Origin of the sequence: Orrella sp. 11846 (genome assembly GCF_048820935.1) — a bacterium.
Classification (GTDB): Bacteria; Pseudomonadota; Gammaproteobacteria; order Burkholderiales; family Burkholderiaceae_B; genus Algicoccus.
In genome coordinates, this window is record NZ_JBMERD010000001.1 from 39,418 (window position 1) to 59,128 (window position 19,711).

The 19,711-nt window shown below is 45.8% G+C and carries 20 protein-coding genes and 1 tRNA gene; 14 read left to right on the plus strand and 7 right to left on the minus strand.

Annotated features, from left to right (window positions below; all coding sequences use genetic code 11):
* Positions 1 to 79: 79 nt before the first annotated feature.
* From ACOI06_RS00210 to ACOI06_RS00225, 4 genes are all read left to right on the plus strand, one after another.
* Positions 80 to 1,048 carry a Bug family tripartite tricarboxylate transporter substrate binding protein gene (locus ACOI06_RS00210; protein WP_420660406.1) on the plus strand — a complete coding sequence of 323 codons (969 nt, stop codon included), beginning with the start codon at positions 80 to 82 and terminating at the stop codon, positions 1,046 to 1,048.
* A 358-nt stretch (positions 1,049 to 1,406) separates the two neighbouring features.
* Positions 1,407 to 1,658, plus strand: coding sequence for a type II toxin-antitoxin system prevent-host-death family antitoxin (locus ACOI06_RS00215; protein WP_420660407.1), 252 nt, complete (start codon positions 1,407 to 1,409; stop codon positions 1,656 to 1,658).
* Positions 1,645 to 1,833: a hypothetical protein gene (locus tag ACOI06_RS00220; protein WP_420660408.1), complete on the plus strand. Its 189-nt coding sequence runs from the start codon at positions 1,645 to 1,647 to the stop codon at positions 1,831 to 1,833. Before ACOI06_RS00215 ends, ACOI06_RS00220 begins: the two co-directional genes overlap by 14 nt.
* A 374-nt stretch (positions 1,834 to 2,207) precedes the next feature.
* Complete coding sequence (locus ACOI06_RS00225) at positions 2,208 to 2,876, plus strand: M48 family metallopeptidase (RefSeq protein ID WP_420660409.1); 669 nt, start codon at positions 2,208 to 2,210, stop codon at positions 2,874 to 2,876.
* Between the two features lie 271 nt (positions 2,877 to 3,147).
* Here ACOI06_RS00225 and ACOI06_RS00230 read toward each other — a convergent pair whose 3' ends face one another.
* Entirely contained in the window at positions 3,148 to 3,948 is an 801-nt protein-coding gene (locus tag ACOI06_RS00230) for an IclR family transcriptional regulator (RefSeq protein ID WP_420660712.1), read from the minus strand.
* Positions 3,949 to 4,138: 190 nt separating this feature from the next.
* Positions 4,139 to 6,271 (minus strand): acetate--CoA ligase family protein, encoded by a 2,133-nt coding sequence (locus tag ACOI06_RS00235; RefSeq protein WP_420660410.1) that lies wholly within the window; start codon positions 6,269 to 6,271, stop codon positions 4,139 to 4,141.
* 144 nt (positions 6,272 to 6,415) lie between these two features.
* On the opposite strand from ACOI06_RS00235, the gene ACOI06_RS00240 reads away from it, so the two are divergent.
* From ACOI06_RS00240 to ACOI06_RS00285, 10 genes are all read left to right on the plus strand, one after another.
* Entirely contained in the window at positions 6,416 to 7,564 is a 1,149-nt protein-coding gene (locus tag ACOI06_RS00240; protein WP_420660713.1) for an acyl-CoA dehydrogenase family protein, read from the plus strand.
* Positions 7,565 to 7,574: 10 nt separating this feature from the next.
* The gene (locus ACOI06_RS00245; protein WP_420660411.1) at positions 7,575 to 8,726 is read left to right on the plus strand and encodes a thiolase family protein; all 1,152 of its coding nucleotides are present in this window, start codon (positions 7,575 to 7,577) and stop codon (positions 8,724 to 8,726) included.
* A 1-nt stretch (position 8,727) separates the two neighbouring features.
* Positions 8,728 to 9,147, plus strand: coding sequence for a Zn-ribbon domain-containing OB-fold protein (locus tag ACOI06_RS00250; protein ID WP_420660413.1), 420 nt, complete (start codon positions 8,728 to 8,730; stop codon positions 9,145 to 9,147).
* Complete coding sequence (locus tag ACOI06_RS00255; protein ID WP_420660415.1) at positions 9,144 to 9,554, plus strand: hypothetical protein; 411 nt, start codon at positions 9,144 to 9,146, stop codon at positions 9,552 to 9,554. The genes ACOI06_RS00250 and ACOI06_RS00255 overlap by 4 nt, the downstream gene beginning before the upstream one ends.
* Before the next feature lie 9 nt (positions 9,555 to 9,563).
* On the plus strand, positions 9,564 to 9,938 hold the full coding sequence (locus ACOI06_RS00260; protein WP_420660416.1) for a MaoC family dehydratase: 375 nt from the start codon (positions 9,564 to 9,566) through the stop codon (positions 9,936 to 9,938).
* Between the two features lie 100 nt (positions 9,939 to 10,038).
* Positions 10,039 to 11,025, plus strand: a complete 987-nt coding sequence (locus tag ACOI06_RS00265; protein ID WP_420660418.1) for a Bug family tripartite tricarboxylate transporter substrate binding protein — start codon at positions 10,039 to 10,041, stop codon at positions 11,023 to 11,025.
* A 217-nt stretch (positions 11,026 to 11,242) separates the two neighbouring features.
* Positions 11,243 to 12,772, plus strand: a complete 1,530-nt coding sequence (locus ACOI06_RS00270) for a pyruvate carboxylase subunit B (RefSeq protein WP_420660419.1) — start codon at positions 11,243 to 11,245, stop codon at positions 12,770 to 12,772.
* On the plus strand, positions 12,753 to 13,325 hold the full coding sequence (gene accB / locus ACOI06_RS00275) for an acetyl-CoA carboxylase biotin carboxyl carrier protein (protein WP_420660420.1): 573 nt from the start codon (positions 12,753 to 12,755) through the stop codon (positions 13,323 to 13,325). The genes ACOI06_RS00270 and accB overlap by 20 nt, the downstream gene beginning before the upstream one ends.
* Before the next feature lie 28 nt (positions 13,326 to 13,353).
* Entirely contained in the window at positions 13,354 to 14,715 is a 1,362-nt protein-coding gene (accC, locus tag ACOI06_RS00280; RefSeq protein ID WP_420660421.1) for an acetyl-CoA carboxylase biotin carboxylase subunit, read from the plus strand.
* A gap of 70 nt (positions 14,716 to 14,785) precedes the next feature.
* The gene (locus ACOI06_RS00285) at positions 14,786 to 14,920 is read left to right on the plus strand and encodes a hypothetical protein (RefSeq protein ID WP_420660731.1); all 135 of its coding nucleotides are present in this window, start codon (positions 14,786 to 14,788) and stop codon (positions 14,918 to 14,920) included.
* A 169-nt stretch (positions 14,921 to 15,089) separates the two neighbouring features.
* Here the strand turns inward: ACOI06_RS00285 and ACOI06_RS00290 are convergent, their stop codons facing one another.
* The 5 genes from ACOI06_RS00290 to pheT form a co-directional block, all read right to left on the minus strand.
* Positions 15,090 to 15,830 carry a Fic family protein gene (locus ACOI06_RS00290; protein WP_420660422.1) on the minus strand — a complete coding sequence of 247 codons (741 nt, stop codon included), beginning with the start codon at positions 15,828 to 15,830 and terminating at the stop codon, positions 15,090 to 15,092.
* 584 nt (positions 15,831 to 16,414) lie between these two features.
* Positions 16,415 to 16,491: transfer RNA gene (locus ACOI06_RS00295), tRNA-Pro, on the minus strand.
* Positions 16,492 to 16,534: 43 nt separating this feature from the next.
* A complete protein-coding gene (locus tag ACOI06_RS00300) occupies positions 16,535 to 16,909 on the minus strand; it encodes a MerR family transcriptional regulator (protein ID WP_420660423.1) in 375 nt (124 codons plus the stop codon).
* 21 nt (positions 16,910 to 16,930) lie between these two features.
* A complete protein-coding gene (locus tag ACOI06_RS00305; protein ID WP_420660424.1) occupies positions 16,931 to 17,269 on the minus strand; it encodes an integration host factor subunit alpha in 339 nt (112 codons plus the stop codon).
* Positions 17,270 to 17,277: 8 nt separating this feature from the next.
* Positions 17,278 to 19,692 (minus strand): phenylalanine--tRNA ligase subunit beta, encoded by a 2,415-nt coding sequence (pheT, locus tag ACOI06_RS00310; protein ID WP_420660425.1) that lies wholly within the window; start codon positions 19,690 to 19,692, stop codon positions 17,278 to 17,280.
* Positions 19,693 to 19,711 lie beyond the last annotated feature (19 nt).

Here is a 19,711-nt window from a genome sequence, read left to right on the forward strand (position 1 = left end):
TGGATTCTAAAAACATTGAATGATTCATTGAAGGGAGTCCAGATGTAGTTCGCAAACTGTGTGGGACATGGAGGCAATGATGAAACAAATATTGATTCGTTCAATGATTGCGGGTGCTTTTGGCCTTGTGCTATCGACCGCTTCAGCTGCAGGTTTTCCGGAAAGAGCCATCACAGTGGTGGTACCCTACCCACCGGGTGGCGGCACAGATATTACCGGGCGTCTAATTGCTGATGAATTAGCCCGTCAAGAAGGTTGGACAACGGTTGTGGACAATAAAGCGGGTGCAGCCGGCAGTGTCGGTCTGGGCCATTTGTCACGCCAAAAAGCCGATGGTTATACGATTGGGATTGGCCAGACATCGAACTTGACCATTAATCCTAATTTAAATAAGGATTTGCAATACGACCCTCTGAAGGATTTCACGACCATTAGCCTGATCAACGAGCAACCCATGGTGGTTGTGGTGGCGCCTGATTCGAAATTTAAAGATTTCAAAATGTTGCTCGAAGAAGCCAAGAAACCTGACGTGCTCCTGAATATGGGGACACCTGGGGTGGGTACAGCATCACATCTTTCCATGGAGTATTTGGCTCAGTTGTCTGGTGCAAACTTTAGCCATGTGCCATATCGTGGTGCGGCAGCGGCTTTAACAGAAATCTTGGGTGGTCACATTGATTTTGCAGTGGCCAGCTTGCCAAGTTTTTTATCACATATTAAAAGTGGTGCGGTCCGGCCTTTGGTTGTAACAACTGCGCAACGTGCTCCTTCGATGCCTGATGTGCCAACAGTCTCAGAATCTGGCTATGACGGCTTTAGTACCAGTGACTGGAAAGCTGTTGTTGCACCGGCAGGCTTACCTGCTGAGCAGTTAGAGATTCTGAACGCTGCGATTGCAAAAGCACTTCAAAACCCAAGCTTGGTCGAAGCTTTTGAAAAAGAAGGTTCACAAGTGGTCGGTGGTGGACCTGAGAAATTCAACAAGCTGTTGAATGAAGAAAGCAAGCGCTGGGGGGATGTAATTGAGAAAGCCAATATCGGCCGCTAACATCAACTAGGGGCAATCATCAACTAGGGGCAATCACGCGATTGCCCCAGAAAAACCAAAACAAATCATTCACCTTAAAAACCACTCTCTGATAACCATTCCCTGCTTCCTTCAAGCATTTTGAATGTCACGCCCTTTGAAGATCACGTTTTTTAAGTGTTACGCATTTTAGGTGTAACAGGGGAGTGGTTTTGATTTGTTATTTTGCACGCCTGAAATGAACCAGATGTAGTCCTGACTTTTCGCAACAGTCAGATGAACTATGGTCAAAGCCAGGTACAGATCGTGTAAAACTGTATCATAAACGCTAAGTTAAGCTCTACAATTGACTCTAAATAGAGTTCAAAGGAGTGCGATCATGGATGTCATCTATGCCGATTTTTCCATCAGCATGTCCGAGTTTAAGAAGAACCCAGCACAGGTTTTGCGCACAGCAGGTGAAAAACCAGTCGCCGTGCTCAACCATAATCGGCCTGCCTTTTATATGGTGCCACCTAAGTTGTTTGAAAGGCTGCTCGAAGAGCTGGCTGATCGGGATCTAGTGTCCATAGCACGCCAACGTCTGGCACTAAAAGACGCGGCTGTCGAGGTGGATATTGAGAAAATTTGAGCTCGACGAGGATGCGCGATATCGCCTGATGTACCGTACAGACGGTGTGCTGACCGTGTTGGTGCTGGCGATTGATAAGCGCGAAGATTTGGTCGCGTATCGCTCAACCATCGAACGGTTGCTGACGGTGCCCGGGTTGGTTTTTGTTGAGAGCAATAAGTGTCTGTTGCTTTGAAAAAGAGAGTAGCTAATTAACATGAACAGAGAGTGCTCGTCTTTTACCTCAAGGTATGGCGTATTTGTGTCTGTGAATACGGTACAGTACAGCAGCTCATGCTGGGGCAGATTCAGTTTGTGAAAGTCTAAATCCGGCTCAACACTATCCAATGTTGGGAAACCGGACACAGGATGGCGAGTCTCAAGTTGACTCGATTACGGCACATAAGACGCTGTTGACAGCACACGTATTCATGCCGCTGAGGGAAGCAAATTGGCTGCATGCAACGAAAATAAAAACAATTTAAACTGAGTGAAAATATCCGATTTTATCGGCTCATCACATTGTGTCAGTCTGAAAAGGCTGTTTAACTTTAGGAATCAAATAATCCCATGGCCATCAAGAGAGAGGTCGAAGTGGTCGTACCAGATGATTTCAGTGAGACTGCCTTACGGGTGGCTTTTATTGCTCGCATACCTTGGATCAAGACTCAACAGGCGGAATTGCGTCAGCAGGAACGTCAAACTACCCGACATTGGATCAGTGGTGAAACGCATTATTTGTGGGGACGCGCCTGGCGTTTAGAGGTGATTGAGCATAAGGATACTCATACGGTACGTAAGGGTAAGAGTTGGCGATTACAGCTCTGCGTGAAGCCCGGTACCAGCATGGAAAACCGCGGCAAGTTACTGGATTCCTATTATCGAAATCAGTTGCAGGAAGAAATCCCTCGCTTGCGTGGACATTGGGAACAACGTATGGGTGTGCAACTGGCTGATTGTCGTATTAAAAAAATGCGGACGAAATGGGGCAGTTGCAATATTGACGCTGCTCGCGTCTGGCTTAATCTCGAGTTGGCAAAGAAGCCTTACGAATGCTTGGAGTACGTGTTTGTACACGAGCTAGTTCATTTATTGGAACGCAATCACAATGCACGCTTTATTGCTTATATGGATCAATTTATGCCTGACTGGAGACAACGACGAGCGTTGTTAAACCGATTGCCAATGGCTGAGTTGGTAGAGCAGGGCAAAGAATTCAATAGTAAGGACGCTCAATAGATTCGTTTGTGTAATGCCCACGCTTCGTATGCGTGCGGGAATCTCATATGACCGAATCGGTGGTCGAATGGAACATCAAGTGAAGATGCTGGCCAAACGTATGTTGCGCTAAAGGATGATCCAGTCGAGGTTGATTGATGCAGAGATTGAGGAATTGTACCTGTAGACGTACCACTACAGTCCCATTGTGGCGGTGCGTCTACCAGCAATCTGCTACTCTAAATTGCAGGAAAATCTGGACCATATGCGTAAATTGGGCAATATTCGATTCTTAATGTTTGATTGTGCGAATGTCTTTAATGATCCCGCCAGACAATGCTGTGGTAGCTTCCTGGCATCGATCTCTTAAGTCTTCTCCGAGTGTTTGTAGAGAGTTTTCAGAAAACTGTGACATAAAGCCTACCGCACTTAATGCCATGATGGGTTCTGCTTGGCTGTTAAGAATGGGCGATGAGACAGTGACAACGCCTTTTACATAATTCCCGTGGTCATACGCAAAACCGCGTTCTTTAGCGTCTTGTGTTTCTTGTAGATAGGTTTCGAAACTGGGGCCGTCTTCCCAGCGCAGTTCACTGATTTTGCGTCTGAGTTCTTGGTGCGATAAGTTCGAATGCGCTGCCATACATCGACCTAAAGCTGCGATGTACATCGGTAGACGCTGGCCAATGCTCATATGGATGCGCATCGGCGAACCACTGTCGGCCAAATCGACTAAAACCACGCGATCAGCACTACTGCGTTGCCATAAGGTAATGGTCGTATTATGTCTTTCGGCCAATTCCAATAAATGTGGGCGCATAAGACGTACATAAGATGCTTTCTCTAGAGATCCTTTAGAGAGCTCTACTAGACCCAGGCCCATGGAATAAGTCTTTGTAGACTCATCAAACGTGATGAGCTTTTCATGGACAAGTGTTTTGAGAAGATTAAAACAGGTACTGGAATTTAAATTTAGTTCTTTAGCGATGCGGGTTACACCGAGAGGAGTGGGTGCACCGGCCAAGTAGCGCAATATTTTAATACCAGAGCTTAACGCTCCAACTAATTTTTCTGATGTGGGGTGATTCGACATAAATAAACTTTTGATGATCCCGATAAGCTGTTGTGCTACACGCATGTAAATTACTCCATGCGTGTGTTTCACAACCACTGATTCTGGCTATTGTATGTCTGAACAGAGAACTGGTACCAGACAGTCCCATTGAATGAAGGAACTCGCTGTCCTTTTCAGATTTTTGGGACTATGTTTTGGGATGCAACAACTATTGACTGCTATTTTGATCGATTTTTAAAGGGGTAATTAGTGCATCTAGCGCAAAAGCTTGATCATTTTTTAATGCCAAAGGGTTGATTTCAACTTCACGTAATGTTTGTTGCTCAAACCAATGGCAAAGCTCAGCAATTTTTTTAGAAATTGAAGGTATATCAATCCTAGGACGTCCTCGATATCCTTGTAGTATCTTTGCATGGCGCAAACTTCTGAGAGATTTTTCGATGTCTTTGGCATCGGCAGGCAATAATAAGTTGGTCACATCCGGGTCTAGTTCTGCTTCAACTCCGCCTCGAGCGAGTGTGAGAACAGGTCCAAATCGTGGGTCTTGTCGCAAGCCTAATAAAATTTCGTGATCAAAAGGCAGCATGGATTCCACAAGAATTCCCTGCACATCAATCCCAAGTGATTGGCCAATTGAATGTAGTTTTCGAACTGCAATATCAAGTGATTGTTCATCTTGGATGTTCAGGATGACGCCACCAGCATCACTCTTATGTAATAACTGCGTTGATTGTAGCTTTGCGGCAAGCGGAAATGACGCATCAGGTGGGCAAGGGTCACCAGGCTGCAATAACCAACCTTGTGGAACTTGAAGGATTTTGTGCTGACCAAGCAGCTGTTTGCCATCCCATTCGGTGAGTGTAGATGCTTGCGATTCAATCTGAGTTAGGGGCGATGGCAGTTCTTTAGGCCCTTTCAGTTGAATTTGACTTAATACATTTTTTTGTTGCAAGCAACTGGCGATCGCATTGGTGGCTTGCGGGATGTCCAGGAATACTGGAATTCCGATTTTTTCTAATGCATGAATGCTTTCATCCATAGCGCCGACCCAGATGACAATGATAGGGCAGTGCACGGTTTGTCTGGCTTGTGATAAAGCTTCCACAAAAGCATCAGCAATACTGTGCATCATGCCGATAAAAAGCACAATTGCATTTAAATCCCTATCTTCCGATAAGGCTGCCATCGCATTGGCAATCATGGGTGTATCTTGCAGTACTTGTCCTGTAATATCCAGTGGATTGTTTGGTTGGACGAAACTGGGAAGAATAGATCGCAAAGCCTCTTTGGTTTCTTCTTTTAAAGCTGGTAGCTCAAGGCCTTGGGGTTCAAAAGCGTCAGCAATTAAAACGCCAGCGCCACCCGATACGGACATCACAGCAATGCGTGAGCCTGAGGGGGTTGCATCATTTAACAGCAAACGTGCGGCATCCATCATTTCAGTCAAGCTGCTAACTCTTAGAGCGCCATATTGGTTTAAACACGCTTCATATAAGGCATCGTCACCAGCCAGTGCCCCAGTATGGGATGCGGCTGCTGCTGCACCAGCCTGAGAGCTTCCAGCTTTAATCGCAATAACCGATTTTCCTGCTAAGGCCGCTCGCTCAAGTGCGGCGCGTAATGCTAAGGAATTGCGTGAGTCTTCCAGATACAAACCGATGACTTGTGTATCTAGATCGTCAACTAAAAAATCAATTGCTTGTGCAATATCCACATTACATTCGTTGCCGGTCGTGATCCATTGTGCAAAACCGATTCCGCTACTTAACACGATATCGAGCCAGTAGGCACCTAGTGCGCCACTTTGTGTGATAAATGAAAACTTACCGCGTTTTAGCTGATGGCTTTCTAGGGCTGTCGTAAATGTCGCGAGTAAAGCCGTGCGGCTGTTTGCAATACCCAGGCAATTGGGGCCGATGATGACTATGTCATGTTCCTTTGCCAGTGCCGTCAGTCGTGACTGCATCGCTTGTCCCTCTGCATTCAGTTCAGCAAAGCCAGAAGAAAAAACAATAAACGCTTTAACACCAACTGAGATGCCTTCTTGGATGACGCTTTCGACTTGAGCTGCTGCCAACCCAATCACAACAAGATCAATGGGCTCATTAATGGCACTGAGGCTGGCATAGGACTTTAGACCTTGTATCTCATGACGGCCAGGATTGACTGGATAGATTTTTCCCTGATAGCCATTCGCGAGCATATATGCGATTGGTCGACCATTGATTTTCGTGGGGTCTGCGCTGGCACCAACGATTGCAACACTTTGTGCGTTGAGCAAAGCTTCTAAGCGATTAGATTGTTCTATTTCAGAAAGCAAGGTTGTGGGTTTTGTCTTCATGATTATTCTTTATAGAGAATACGATTGATGGTTTATAGAGAATAAAGATTTTTTTCTTTGAAAATAATTAGGGTTAATACTAGCTTCTTTTTATTTATAAATAAATTAAATTCTCTATACAGAAAACTTTTATCGAGCTCAACTATGTCATTAAACTTTTCTTTTTCACCTGAACATGAGGCTGTTCGAGATACAGTGCGTCGCTTTTGCCGTGATGAGCTGGCCCCTTTGGTCGTTGAGGCTGAAGAGAAAGAACAGTTTCCAAAACATCTTTTTAAGCGTTGGGCTGAGCTTGGATTGCTGGGCGTCCGTTACCCCGTGGAGGATGGTGGGACGGGGATGGATAAAGTTAGCGATTGCATAGTGCGTGAAGAACTTAGCTACGTCAGTCAAGCATTCGCAACAAGCTGGTCAGCACAAACACATTTGGCAATCTGGCCGATCTGGAAAAATGGCACAACCTATCAAAAAGAACACTTCTTTCAGCCAGCGCTGGCGGGGGAAAAGATTGCCGGATTTGCCCTAAGTGAGCCTGATGGAGGTTCTAACATTCGAGCAATGACCACTAAAGCTGAAAAGGTAGAGGGTGGATGGCGTTTGAATGGTAGCAAGCTCTATATCACGAATGCACCAATTGCAGACTTTTTGATGATGGCTGCTCGGACGTCACCGGAGCTGAAACCTGATGCGATTAGTTTGTTTATTGTCGAGCTGCCATGTAAAGGCATCGAAATACACAAATTAAAAAAAGAAGGGATACGTGGTTCCGAAACAGCCCTTATTCACATTGAAGATGTATTCGTGCCTGATGAATGTCTACTTGGTGAACGTACTGGTACATACCCATTGTTGCTGGAGTGCCTGAGTGAAAATCGAGTCGGCGTTGCTGCCAACGCCTTAGGTATGGCACGCGCCGCATTTGATGCTGCTAAATCCTATGCAGAGGATCGAATTGTCGCTGGAAAACGCATTGGTGATTATCAGGCGGTTGCACATAAATTAGCGGATATGGCAACAGACATAGAAGCATCGCGCTTAATGGTGTATTACGGTGCGTGGTTGGTAGATCAAGGACGGTTGGATTCCGCAACGGCAGCCAAGATCAAACTAATCGCATCAGAAACCGCACTTAAAGTGAGCGAGCAAGCTATTCGTATCCATGGCGGTGCTGGCATTATGCGCGAGTATCCAGTCGGTCGTATTCACCGTGATGCTTTTGTTTATGTCATTGGTGAAGGCACAAGCGATGTTCAACGAAACATTATTGCTCGTGACTTAGGTTTTAAGCCCTGAGGATTAAGCAATGACTATGAACGCTTTTGTGACGGGCGCTTTTGACACTGAGATTGGTGAGTTGCCCGGTAGTAGTTGTATGGATTTGCACGCGCAAGCAGCATTGGGTGCGGTTGCAGATGCTGGATTAACGCTACAAGATATTGATGGTGTGCTTTGTGCGTACTCTTTTACTGAGCCACATTTGATGCTGGCATCAGTTTTTTGTGAGTATTTGGGCATTCATCCAGGCACATGTTTAGCCATTCAAGCGGGCGGTGCGAGTGCTTGCATTATGGTGATGCAAGCTGCAGCTTTGGTTGCAAGTGGCCAGTGCCAACATGTTCTTGTGGTGACTGGTGACAATCGTCTGACGGGTATGTCTCGTGATGGGGCGGTTGCTGCTCTGTCAGAGGTGGGTCATCCGCAATTTGAGCGACCCTTTGGAATTAGTGTTCCGGCTTCTTATGCATTGGTTGCGCAGCACTATATGCATCAATACGGAGTCACTTCTGAACAGCTGGCTGCAATTGCAGTTGAGCATCGTCGACATGCCGGGCGTCATCCAAAAGCACACAAACGTGAGCCTATTACGGTTGATCAAGTTGTCAACTCGAGGCTTATTGCCGAACCTTTACACATTCTTGATTGCTGTCTCATTTCTGATGGTGGCGCTGCGATTGTGGTTAGTAGCCGAGAGGCTGCACGTGATACCCAAGGAAAATCTGTCGAGATTCTAGGTGCAGGACAAGGGCATACGCATGAGCATATTGTGGCCGCTCCAAGCCTGATTGATTTTGGTTGTAAGCAATCTTCAGCGACGGCGTTTGCAAGGGCGGGAGTTCAATTATCAGATATTGATGTTGCGCAAATTTACGATTCTTTCACGATCACGCTCGCTGTTGAGCTGGAATCAATCGGTTTTTTTGAACCAGGGCAAGCAGGCTTAGCTGCTGCAGAAGGAGAGCTTGGGCTTGGAGGGAAACTGCCCTGCAATACGCACGGAGGCCTGCTGTCATATGGTCATTCTGGCGCAGCTGGTGGTCTGTTCCATGTTATTGAAGCAATCCATCAATTGCGCGGTCGCGCACAAGCACGGCAAGTTGAAGATGCGAAATTAGCGTTTGTGCATGGTGATGGCGGTATTTTGTCAGCGCATTGTTCTTTGGTTTTTGGGGTGTGAGATGAGTGAATTAAATTATCCATTGCCACGACCCAACGCACACACTGAACCCTACTGGAGTGGCATTCAAGATCATCAATTGCGTTATCAGCAATGTGATGTTTGTGACGCGGTTCAGTTGATCCCGAGAAGCCTCTGTGAGCATTGTCATTCTGTGTCATTGCAATGGAAAACTTCGATGAAGAAGGGTCGGGTCTTAACTTACACCATCGTTCATCGAGCGCCGCTACCAATTTTTAAATCAATGACGCCGTACGCAATTGTGATTGTGAATATGGAGGAAGGGTTTCGGGTTATGGCGAATGCGCTGCCAGAGGCACAACCACTTCTCAAGATAGGCAGCCAAGTTGAAATCGAATTTCAGAATGTACACGGCATGACCTTGCCAATTGTCGGCAAGGTTCTGGAGGCGTCGTTGTGAATAAAAATCCAATTTTATTTGCTGATTTCATACCCGGTGTGGTGATGGGTCAGTGCCTGCAGGTTTATGACGAGGCACAAGCTCAGCGTTGGCAAGCCATTTTTGGGATTGATGTTGAGGCTCCCGACAACGGGGCTGCGCAAGCAGCCAGTATGGCGATCGTGGGCATGATGCACGCCTATTTAGATGTTGTGAGTCCACGTCCCCCCGGCAATGTACACGCTAAACAAAAGTTCACTATCCATGATTTGCCAAAGTTGGGAGAAGCCATGCGGATCACTGTGAAATGCGAATCAAAGGAAGAACGCCGCTCGCGCAAGTACCTTCAGCTCAGGGTTTCAGGGATAGAGGACAAACAGCAACGTCCTTTATTTGATGGGCTTTTAACGTTGATTTGGGCGGCTTAAGAGGTGTGTGTGAAAAAAATTCAAACATTACAGACTGTCAGTTTTTTGGTGACAGAAGAAGCTGTTCGTTCGTATGCCGAATTAACAGACGATTTTAATCCGATTCATTTAGATGCTGATTTTGCTGCTACGACACCAATGGAACGTCCGATTGCGCACGGAACGATGTCTTTGTGTTTGATTTGGAAGTGTTTGCAGAAGAATTTTGGTGATTCTGTTTTTGCAGATCTGCAGTTAGATGCGCGGTTTGTTAAGCCTGTTTTTATCGGTGAGAAATTAATTACTGGTGGGCAGGCTGATCCAGATGAGTCAACGCGATATCACGTCTGGGTTCGAAATGATGATGGTGAAGAATGCATCGCGGCCATTGTCACGCGTGGATAAAGATCAATAACAAGAGTTAGGGATACGACTGACCAAAAACAACTTTAGTAGTAACACCTCAATACATAACTCTAATCATAGAGATCATAAGGAGATATTCATGATTTTTTGTAAAAAAACTTTGACTGCGAGTTTGGCAGTGATGACCTTGAGCATGCCATTAGCGTATGCACAAGATCAGGTCAGTAAAGAGCAGAGTTTGGGACAGATGCACATTATCGTTCCTTATGCAGCAGGAGGTACATCCGATGTATTGGGCCGTAAATTGGCACAGAAACTTAGTGACCGTCTTGGACAACCCGTTGTGGTTGAAAACAGAGCAGGTGCGGGTGGTTCGATTGGAACACAAGCGACTGTACGATCCAATCCGGATGGATCAACAATTTTGTTGCATAGTGGAGCGATCGCCACTGAGCCTGCAATTCAAAAAAATCTACCCTACGATGCCACAAAAGATTTGCGAGCCATTACAACAGTCGTTCGCGGACCCTTTGCATTGGTAGTGAGTAACAATTTACCGGTCGAGAACGTTGAGCAATTATTAGCCTATGCCAAAGAAAATCCTGGCAAAGTCAATTTTGGTACACCAGGTGTTGGTACATCGGTTCATTTTGCATCAGAACATTTTAATGCGGCCGCGAATACAAAAATGACGCACGTGCCGTACAGAGGGGCAAGTGCGGCGTTGGCTGGTTTGATGGGTGATGAAGTTCAGTTGGTCATTGATCCGTTGTCGACCGCAAAGCGTTACGCCGAGGCTGGAAAAATTAAAGCGCTTGGTTTAACGACGGCGCAACGCAGTGAGCTTTGGCCTGGCATGAATACCGTGTCTGAAGCTGGATTACCTGATTTTGATGCATCGGTTTGGTATGGATTATATGTGCCAGCTAAAACGCCCACCGAAACAGTTGAGCGTTTAAATGCGGAGTTTTTGGCTATTTTGCAAGACCCTGAAATGCGTGAGTGGCTTAGTGAGCAAGGTTTGGAACCAGTGGGTGATTCAGCGGCTGAGTCACAGGCTTTCTTAGTTAAAGAGATTGAGAACTGGAAAGCCCTTGCGGAAAGTGCAGGCATTTCTATCGAGTAATTATTGACTCACTCACCGGAAAATATCCTACGTGTACATGCTGAATGTCATGCAAGAAAATCCGGTGGGTACCGTAATGATGAATGTGAACCCGTATAGAAACTAGTTGACTGAACTGTTTAAAGTGAAAATAACCTACTTGAATTAGGTATGTGCGATTTTTTGTATCTGTGGCGTTCACTTGCGGCTTATCAGAGACTTTTTAGGCAGATTAATTATGCAGGCACAAGATAGAAAACCAATTTCTACAATCATGAGTCTTGGGGGGCGACCAGCGAATAGCCTTCGTGAGATCAAGATTATCGATACGACATTGCGTGATGCGCCTCAAAGCTTGTGGGCAACACGCATGCGGACAGAACACATTGTTGAAATGGCAGAAAAGTTCGATAAAGCTGGTTTTGATCAGATTGATTTGATGGCGCCCATTCAATTTGATGTCTCAGTGCGTTATTTGAAAGAAGATCCGTGGGAGCGTGTCCGCTTAGCTCATCAATTAGCCCCAAACTCTAAATTTAGAACCATTGTACGTTCACGAAATATTGCCGCTTTTGATTTCTTACCGAACGACGTCATTTTGAGTTGGATAGAGCGCCTATATGCGAATGGGTTTCGAGTCATCGGATCATTTGATGGTTTGAATGATATTGACAACATTGCTGAGGGCTTACGTTTAGCAAAAAAGTTAGGCGCAGAAACTTTCGGGGCAATTTCGTTTTGTGAAAGCCCGGTGCATACAGATGAATTATTTGTCAGTAAGGCAAAAGAGCTGATCGACAAGGCTGATGTTGATTTCATCATGCTTAAAGATGCAGGCGGTTTACTAACAGCTGAACGAGTCCGAACACTGGTGCCTGCTTTAAAGGAAGCCATAGGAAATCGTCCACTTGAATTACATAGTCATTGTTTAACAGGACTGACTACGTATATGTACCTCGAAGCGGTGGAGTTGGGCGTTGATGCACTACATACGTCGATTGCGCCGTTGGCAAATGGTGCTGGACAGCCATCAACTCAGCATATTGTGAGGGACTTACGTGCGCTAGGTTATCAAGTCAATGTGAATGATGAAATTGTTGATGAAATTAGCGAGCACATTTCAACAATTGCCAAAAAAGAAAACAAACCTGTTGGTGTACCGAACGAATACGACGGATTGCATTATATGCATCAGCTCCCTGGTGGCATGTTAACGAATTTTCGTTCTCAATTAGAAACTGCAGGGTTGTCACATCGCTTTGACGAGTTGCTTCAGGAAACTGCGAGGGTTCGGGCTGAATTGGCGTATCCGATCATGATTACACCATTTGCGCAGTTTGTTGGTACACAAGCTGTGATGAACGTGATTTCAGGCAAAAGATATGGTGTTGTTCCCAATGAGATCAAAAAATATGCCTTGGGTTACTACGGAAAATTATTAACGGACATGGATCCCGATGCTTTGAAGCTGATTTTAGAGAATGGCTCTTCAGATATTCCAGAAACGCCTGCAGAGTTGCTGCCCGCATTACCAGGGCTTAAGCAACGATATCCCACGGACAGTTTGGATGATCTTCTTTTGCGAGCAATGTTTGCCGGCACTCAAGTAGATGAAATGCGCAGGGCGATAAGAGAAGGGGAGCGCTCAGAAGATGCGGAAAGCTCTTTGTTGAAATTAATAAAGAGTTTGTCTAAGAAAAAAAATCACGGAAAAATTTCATTAAAAACTAATGATCTAGAAATTTGTATTGATAAAGGAGAAGGATGAAATGTCCAAGCTAATAGAGTTGCATGAAATTAAATCGTTGGTTGATTGGCTCAATCTCAATGATGACATTCAGGAGTTCTCTCTTAAATATGGGGAATTAGAACTTTTTGTTTCGAGAAGAGAAGAAAGTTCACCAGCACAGATTCTGCCGGCTGTGTCTTCGGCAACTACTTCAACGCCAACACTGTCAGTTCCAGAAGTCGCTGCTCCAGCACTCGTAGCAGGACAAAAGCGCGATCAAATTCCTCCGGTTGAGCCAGTTGCTCATTCTGGCCCAGCTGTTGCGAGCAAAATTGAAGCAGCCCAAGGTGAGGTGTTAATCAAAGCGCCCATGGTCGGTACTTTTTATGCGGCTCCAAAACCGGGTGCGCCAGCTTTTGTTCAAGAAGGTGATGTTGTCAGCCCGCAAAGTGTTTTGTGCATCGTTGAAGTGATGAAGCTTATGAATAATCTTGAAGCAGGTGTTCATGGTGTTGTGAAGAAAATTCTTGTCACAAACGAGCAAGCTGTGGAGTACGGGCAGCCTTTGATGCTGATTGAATTAAGTCAATAATAATTTGAACAGTTGGGGGAGAAGTAATATGTCGGATCTTTTAGGCAGTGTTCTAATCGCTAATCGTGGCGAAATAGCTTTACGGGTGATACGTGCTTGTAAAGAGTTGGGTATACGTAGTGTATTGGCTTATTCTGAGGCTGATGCAAATTCTTTACCGGTACGATTGGCTGATGAAACTGTTTGTATCGGTCCGGCTCAGGCAAGATTAAGTTATCAAAACCAACAAGCGCTGATCAGTGCAGCAAAAGCATTTAAAGTCGATGCGATTCACCCTGGTTATGGATTTCTAGCAGAAAATCCAGAGTTTGCAAAATATTGTGAATCCGAAGGTATTACGTTTGTTGGTCCTGCGTCTGAAATTATCCAAAAAATGGGCGACAAAATACAGGCACGAAAAATTGCCAAAGCAGCTGGAGTTTCGACAATTCCTGGGTCAGCGGGTGAGGTTTCAGAGCTGCACGCTGCTATGGAAATTGCAGATGAAGTTGGCTTCCCGTTGTTAATTAAAGCTTCAGCAGGCGGCGGGGGACGTGGTATGCGTGTCGTTTATGAGCGAGAATCATTGGCGCGTGATCTTGCAGAAATTATGGCCGAAGCTGATGCTGCATTTGGAAATCCAGCTGTTTACATCGAGCGCTATCTAACGGATATTCGCCATATTGAAGTGCAGGTAATTTCTGACGGTATTAAAACTCTTCATTTTGGTGAGCGTGATTGCACTGCGCAGCGACGTAATCAAAAGCTGGTAGAAGAAGCGCCATCACCAGTTTTGACCGATGAGGTGCGCAGACGTATGTGTGAAGCGGCTGTGCAATTGTGTGAAGCGGTCAAATACAAAAATGCAGGCACAATTGAATTTGTGTACGACAATATTTCAAAAGAATTTTATTTCATTGAAATGAATACACGAATTCAGGTTGAGCATCCTGTGACGGAAATGGTAACTGGCGTGGATCTAATTAAATTGCAACTGCAAATTGCAAGTGGGATGCCATTAACTCTAGATCAGTCTGATATTCAAATTCGCGGACATGCAATTGAGTGCCGTATCAATGCTGAAGATCCAAAACAAAATTTTATGCCATCACCCGGCAAAGTAGAGTATTTTCGGGCGCCCGGCGGCTTTGGTGTGCGTATGGATAGTCACATTGAGTCAGACTATGTTATTCCTCCTTATTACGATTCCATGGTTGGAAAGTTGATTTGTTGGGGAAATAATCGGGAAGAGGCGATTATGCGGATGTCACGAGCTTTAAAGGAAATTGAAGTTCAGGGAATTAAGACAACTGCAGACTTTCACTATTTTCTTCTGAATCATCCTTCTTTCTTAGACGGTGAGATCAATACGTCATTTGTTGCGAAATTACTAGACGCAAAAGAGTTTTAAACAAGAGTGGCAATCTTCCCTAGCTTATTGCTCTGATGACGTATTCGACTGTATTTGTTGAGTCTGGCTGATGCGCAATCCCTGTGTGTCGTGGTTCAACCACCAACGCTTGTTGGAATCGATTGGTGACGTTCCACCTGCTGAAGCAGAAGAGCGGTATTATCAACAGCGTGAAGCGTTGGTTGCTGAACTTGTTTTACTTTAACCAAATGGCCTCCACGATTTCCGGGGCGATTCAGTTCTGCATACATAAAAATGGTATAGCACACTGCGTATAAACAATTAAAAAATCCACTTGGGGCGTACGCTGCGATAGTCCTGTTAGTCTTTCAAAAATATTCTGAGTCTATGGGATTACAAAGGGCCTCTACTAGCTAGTTTATTCCGAGCGCCCACCAATATGGCTCAAAGCTTTGCTCTATGCTATCCGCCACTAACGCAATAAAATCCTCATAATCCCCCGTACAGTGCGCCTTATCTAAGGCCTCATAATAGGGGAGACGTTGCTCTACTGTAATCACAGAGGCAGGAAATCCCGCTTTCATCAGCTCTAGGTTCATCAATAGGCGAGACGTACGACCATTACCGTCTACAAAAGGATGGATCTTAACAAACTCACCATGCACACGTGCGGCACGCTCCACCGGATGCAATGACTGTGCTTGGGTATTACACCAATGAATAAAGGTGTGCATGTGATCTGCGACTTGAAAGGCTTCGGGAGGGCGGTGTTCTGCTCCTGAAATGAGCACGTTCACTTGACGGTATTGACCTGCATTTTGTGCATCAATATTTTTGAGGACGAGTTGGTGTAACGACTTGATAGTCCATTCATCTAGAGGGCCCTGTTGTTTAACTAAATCCTCGACAAATAAAATAGCATCGCGATGATTCACGGCTTCAAAATGTTCTCGTAACGTTTTCCCACCTATGGTGATGCCTTCTAGAGCTACTTTGGTTTCTTTTAGTGTAAGCGTATTTCCCTCAATGGCATTACTATGATAAGTCCACTGCAAAACGAGGTTTTCATGTAGGTTATTAACGACTTGTGGGTCTAATGGGCGATAGCTATCTAATTTTTCTTTTAACGCATCCAGTTTGGCTAGTTGTGTCATGATGTGTTTTGATCCCAATCTCTTGATCTATTATTGTTACTTGTCGTGCAATCGTTAAAAACCTGATTCAATATAAAGCATTCTATTGTGTATTGTTCCTATGCAGTATGAACTGAGTTACAGGACCTCTGTTGTATAGCTGAGTGGCGAGAGTCTTTATATAAGCACATAAAATACGCATAATATACATTTATTATGTAATATAAAAAAATGTTTAATCAAAGAAGAGAAAAAATTTTGCAGCTAACAAAACAAGCACTCATACTTACAGAGAATTCAATCTTCTATCCTTAGATAGGAGAAGACGACAAACCTTATTTAGCTCAAACAAATTACCCCGATAGAGTATCAACCAGAACTCATCAGTTGCTTAGGTAACGATTAAGGGGATAGAACTGAGCAGAAATTTTAGAGGCTAGCCAGAGTAAAAAGCCAAGGCTCATAAGATGGTAGAGTTATTTTCTACGAATGTTAGGGCAGGCCAATTTTGGTCCACCAAATTCAAGTGGTCCACTAAAACCATAGAAACAAAAAAGCACCTAAAGCGGTGAGGCTCTAAGTGCTTGATTGTTTTGAGGTATTCTTGGTCGGGACGGAGTGATTCGAACACTCGACCCCTTGCACCCCATGCAAGTGCGCTACCAGGCTGCGCTACGCCCCGACAAACGACAATTATAACAGAAAATTTAAATTTGTCAGCTTGCTTAAACGCTTTTTAAAAGTTCTGAAATCTCAAGAAGTTCTGTGCGCAATGCTTGAAGTTCCTGGGCACTGAGACGAACTGCGGCTTCGGGATCGTTGAACGCATCACTGCGACCTTGGGCAAGTCGGTTTTTAGCGCCACTGATCGTAAAACCCTCGACATACAGCAACTCACGAATACGACGGATTAAAAGTACCTCATGGTGCTGATAATAGCGTCGATTACCACGTCGTTTGATCTGGTTGAGTTGCGTGAACTCTTGTTCCCAGTAACGTAAAACATGTTGTTTCACGTCACAGAGCTCACTGACCTCACCAATCGTAAAGTAACGTTTGGTTGGAATTGGAGGCAAAGTGACTTGGGTTTTATCGTTCATGAAAAACGTTCCTAGGCCGTATTATTCGTCTAAATCTAACATAGAGTCGTCCGAATAAACCATGGATGATCCTTCGACAACTGCTTTCAGTTTTTGGCTAGCATGAAACGTGACCACACGTCTCGGTGCAATCGGAATGACTTCACCCGTTTTTGGGTTGCGACCAGGACGCGCAGGTTTGTCGCGCACTTGGAAGTTCCCAAATCCGGAGAGTTTGACGGGTTCGCCTTGCGCGAGGGAATCGCGGATCTGGTTAAAAAATGATTCAACCAGATCTTTGGCTTCACGCTTATTCAATCCGACTTGGTCAAATAATAATTCTGCCAGCTCTGCTTTGGTTAATGTTTTGGGTTGTGACATAAAAATTCCTAGCGTGTTTTGGCGTTGTGTTGCGTTTCCAGAATTTGACGTAAACGCTGCATGCAGGTGTCGACGCGTTCATCTTCCAGGGTGACTTTCGGGTCTTGCATCCAGACACGGAAAGCCAAGCTTAAGTGGGCGTCTTCCGATTTAGGATCCTGCCACACGTCAAACAAACGAATATCCTGAACAATCGACAATTCGGGTTCAGCGTTGACAGCCTCGCGCATGCTTTGTAGCAAAGCGTCAACAGTCACCTGCGGTTCTACCCACAGCGCCATGTCACGTTGTACCACGGGTTGGCGTGACAAGGTTTTAGGGGCGGGCATTAATTGCGTAAGCAGCGTCTCGGTCGATAGCTCAAAGAGTACGGGGGCATGTGTAATGCCTAAATCTCGAACCCATTTGGGATGGAGTTCACCGATCCAACCTTGAGGTTGCCCAAGCAAGAAAATCTGTGCACAACGACCGGGATGGAAAAGTGGATGTTGCTCTGGCACAAATTTGAGATCTTTCGCAAAACGTCCATACAGCACTTCGACGTCGCGTTTCACATCAAAAAAATCAACCTGACGGGTTGCCAGTCCCCATTGTTCTTGATCAACCGGACCCCAGGCTGCACCTGACAGGTATTGAGGTTGATCCACACCGGCGACGGTCAGATCGCCATCTTTAGTTTCAGGGTTGCGCTTAAAGACACGACCCAATTCAAACAAACGCACACGGGTCTGACGACGATTGGCGTTATAGGCAATGTTGTTTAATAAGCCTGGCAGCAGACTTGTGCGCATGACAGACATTTGGCTGGCGATCGGGTTGAGCAGACGAATCGGGTCGGTCTGACCTAACCAGTTCTCTTCCCAATGTGGTTCGACAAATGAGAAGTTGATGACTTCTTGATAGTCGCGAGCGCAAATTGCGTGACGTAAAGTGTGCACAGAACGCGTGGTTTCTGGCTCAAAATGCATCTTGGCAGGCGCCAGAGGTGGTTTAGCCGGAATGTTGTCAAATCCAACCAATCGTGCCACTTCCTCAATCAAATCTTCTTCGATTTCTAGATCAAAGCGAAATGAGGGTGGGGTGACTGTAAAGACATCGTTATCGAATGTCCAGACGAGATCCAGACGATCAAAAACAGCAGCAACGTCGCTTTGCTCAAGAGTGATCCCTAAAACACGTTGGCAGCGGCTCAGGCGCATCTGGACGGGCGGTCTTTCAGGCAAGCAGACGGTTTGATCATCAACCGGTCCGGCTTGACCACCACAAATATCCAGGATGAGCTGTGTCAAACGCTCAATGTCTTGTGGAATATTGGCAAAATCGACGCCTCGCTCAAAGCGGTGGGCTGCTTCAGAGGTGATTTTTAAATCACGCGTGCGACCAGCAATCGATTCAGGCCACCAGAAAGCGGCTTCAAGATAAATGTTTTGTGTGTCGAGTGTGACCGCTGTGTGATCGCCACCCATGACGCCAGCCAAACTTTCAGGTTTGTCTGCGCTAGTGATGACACCGATTTGACTGTTCAGTGTGACGGTTTCTTCGTTCAGAAGTTTGATCTCTTCGCCATCGCGTGCCCAACGTACGCATAAGTGCGGTTCGGCTAACTTATCCAAATCAAAGACGTGGCTAGGACGGCCTGATTCGAGCATGAAATAGTTGGAGATATCGACCAAAGCTGAAACACTGCGTTGTCCACTGCGCTCTAAGCGTTCAACCATCCAAGCAGGTGTTTTTGCATGGGCATTGACGCCACGGATCACACGACCTGCAAAACGTCCGCACAATTCAGGGGCTTGCACATCGACTGTGACGCGATCATCAATCAGTACGGGTGCTGGCTTAGTCTGTAATTTTTTAACCGGCGCTTCTAAAATGGCACCGACTTCGCGCGCGATCCCCTGAATAGAGAGGCAATCAGCACGGTTGGGTGTGAGTTTGAGGGTCAGGATCCAGTCATCCAGATTTAAGGCTTCACGTAGGCAAGTGCCCGGTGTGAGTGACTCATCCAACACCATCAAACCATCGTGGTCTTGTGACAGGCCGAGCTCATTGGCAGAGCACAACATACCGGCGGATTCCACACCTCGCATTTTGACGGGGGCAATGGTCATACCACCGGGCAGTTTGGCACCGATGGTGGCGAGTGGTACAAGCAGACCTTGCGCCGCATTGGGCGCACCGCAAACGATTTGTAAGTTGTGACCGTGTTTGGCGCCGCCATCCACCTGACAAACACGCAGACGGTCTGCGTTGGGGTGAGGCTCGACGGCCACGATACGGGCCACGACAATACCGGTAAATTCAGGTGCAACGGGGTCATGTTCTTCGACTTCAAGACCCGCCATGGTCAGATGATGGGCTAAATCATCGGTAGAGCAGTCAGGATTGACAAACTCTCGCAGCCAGGATTCAGGAAATTGCATGTTTTCTCTCGTGCGTGAC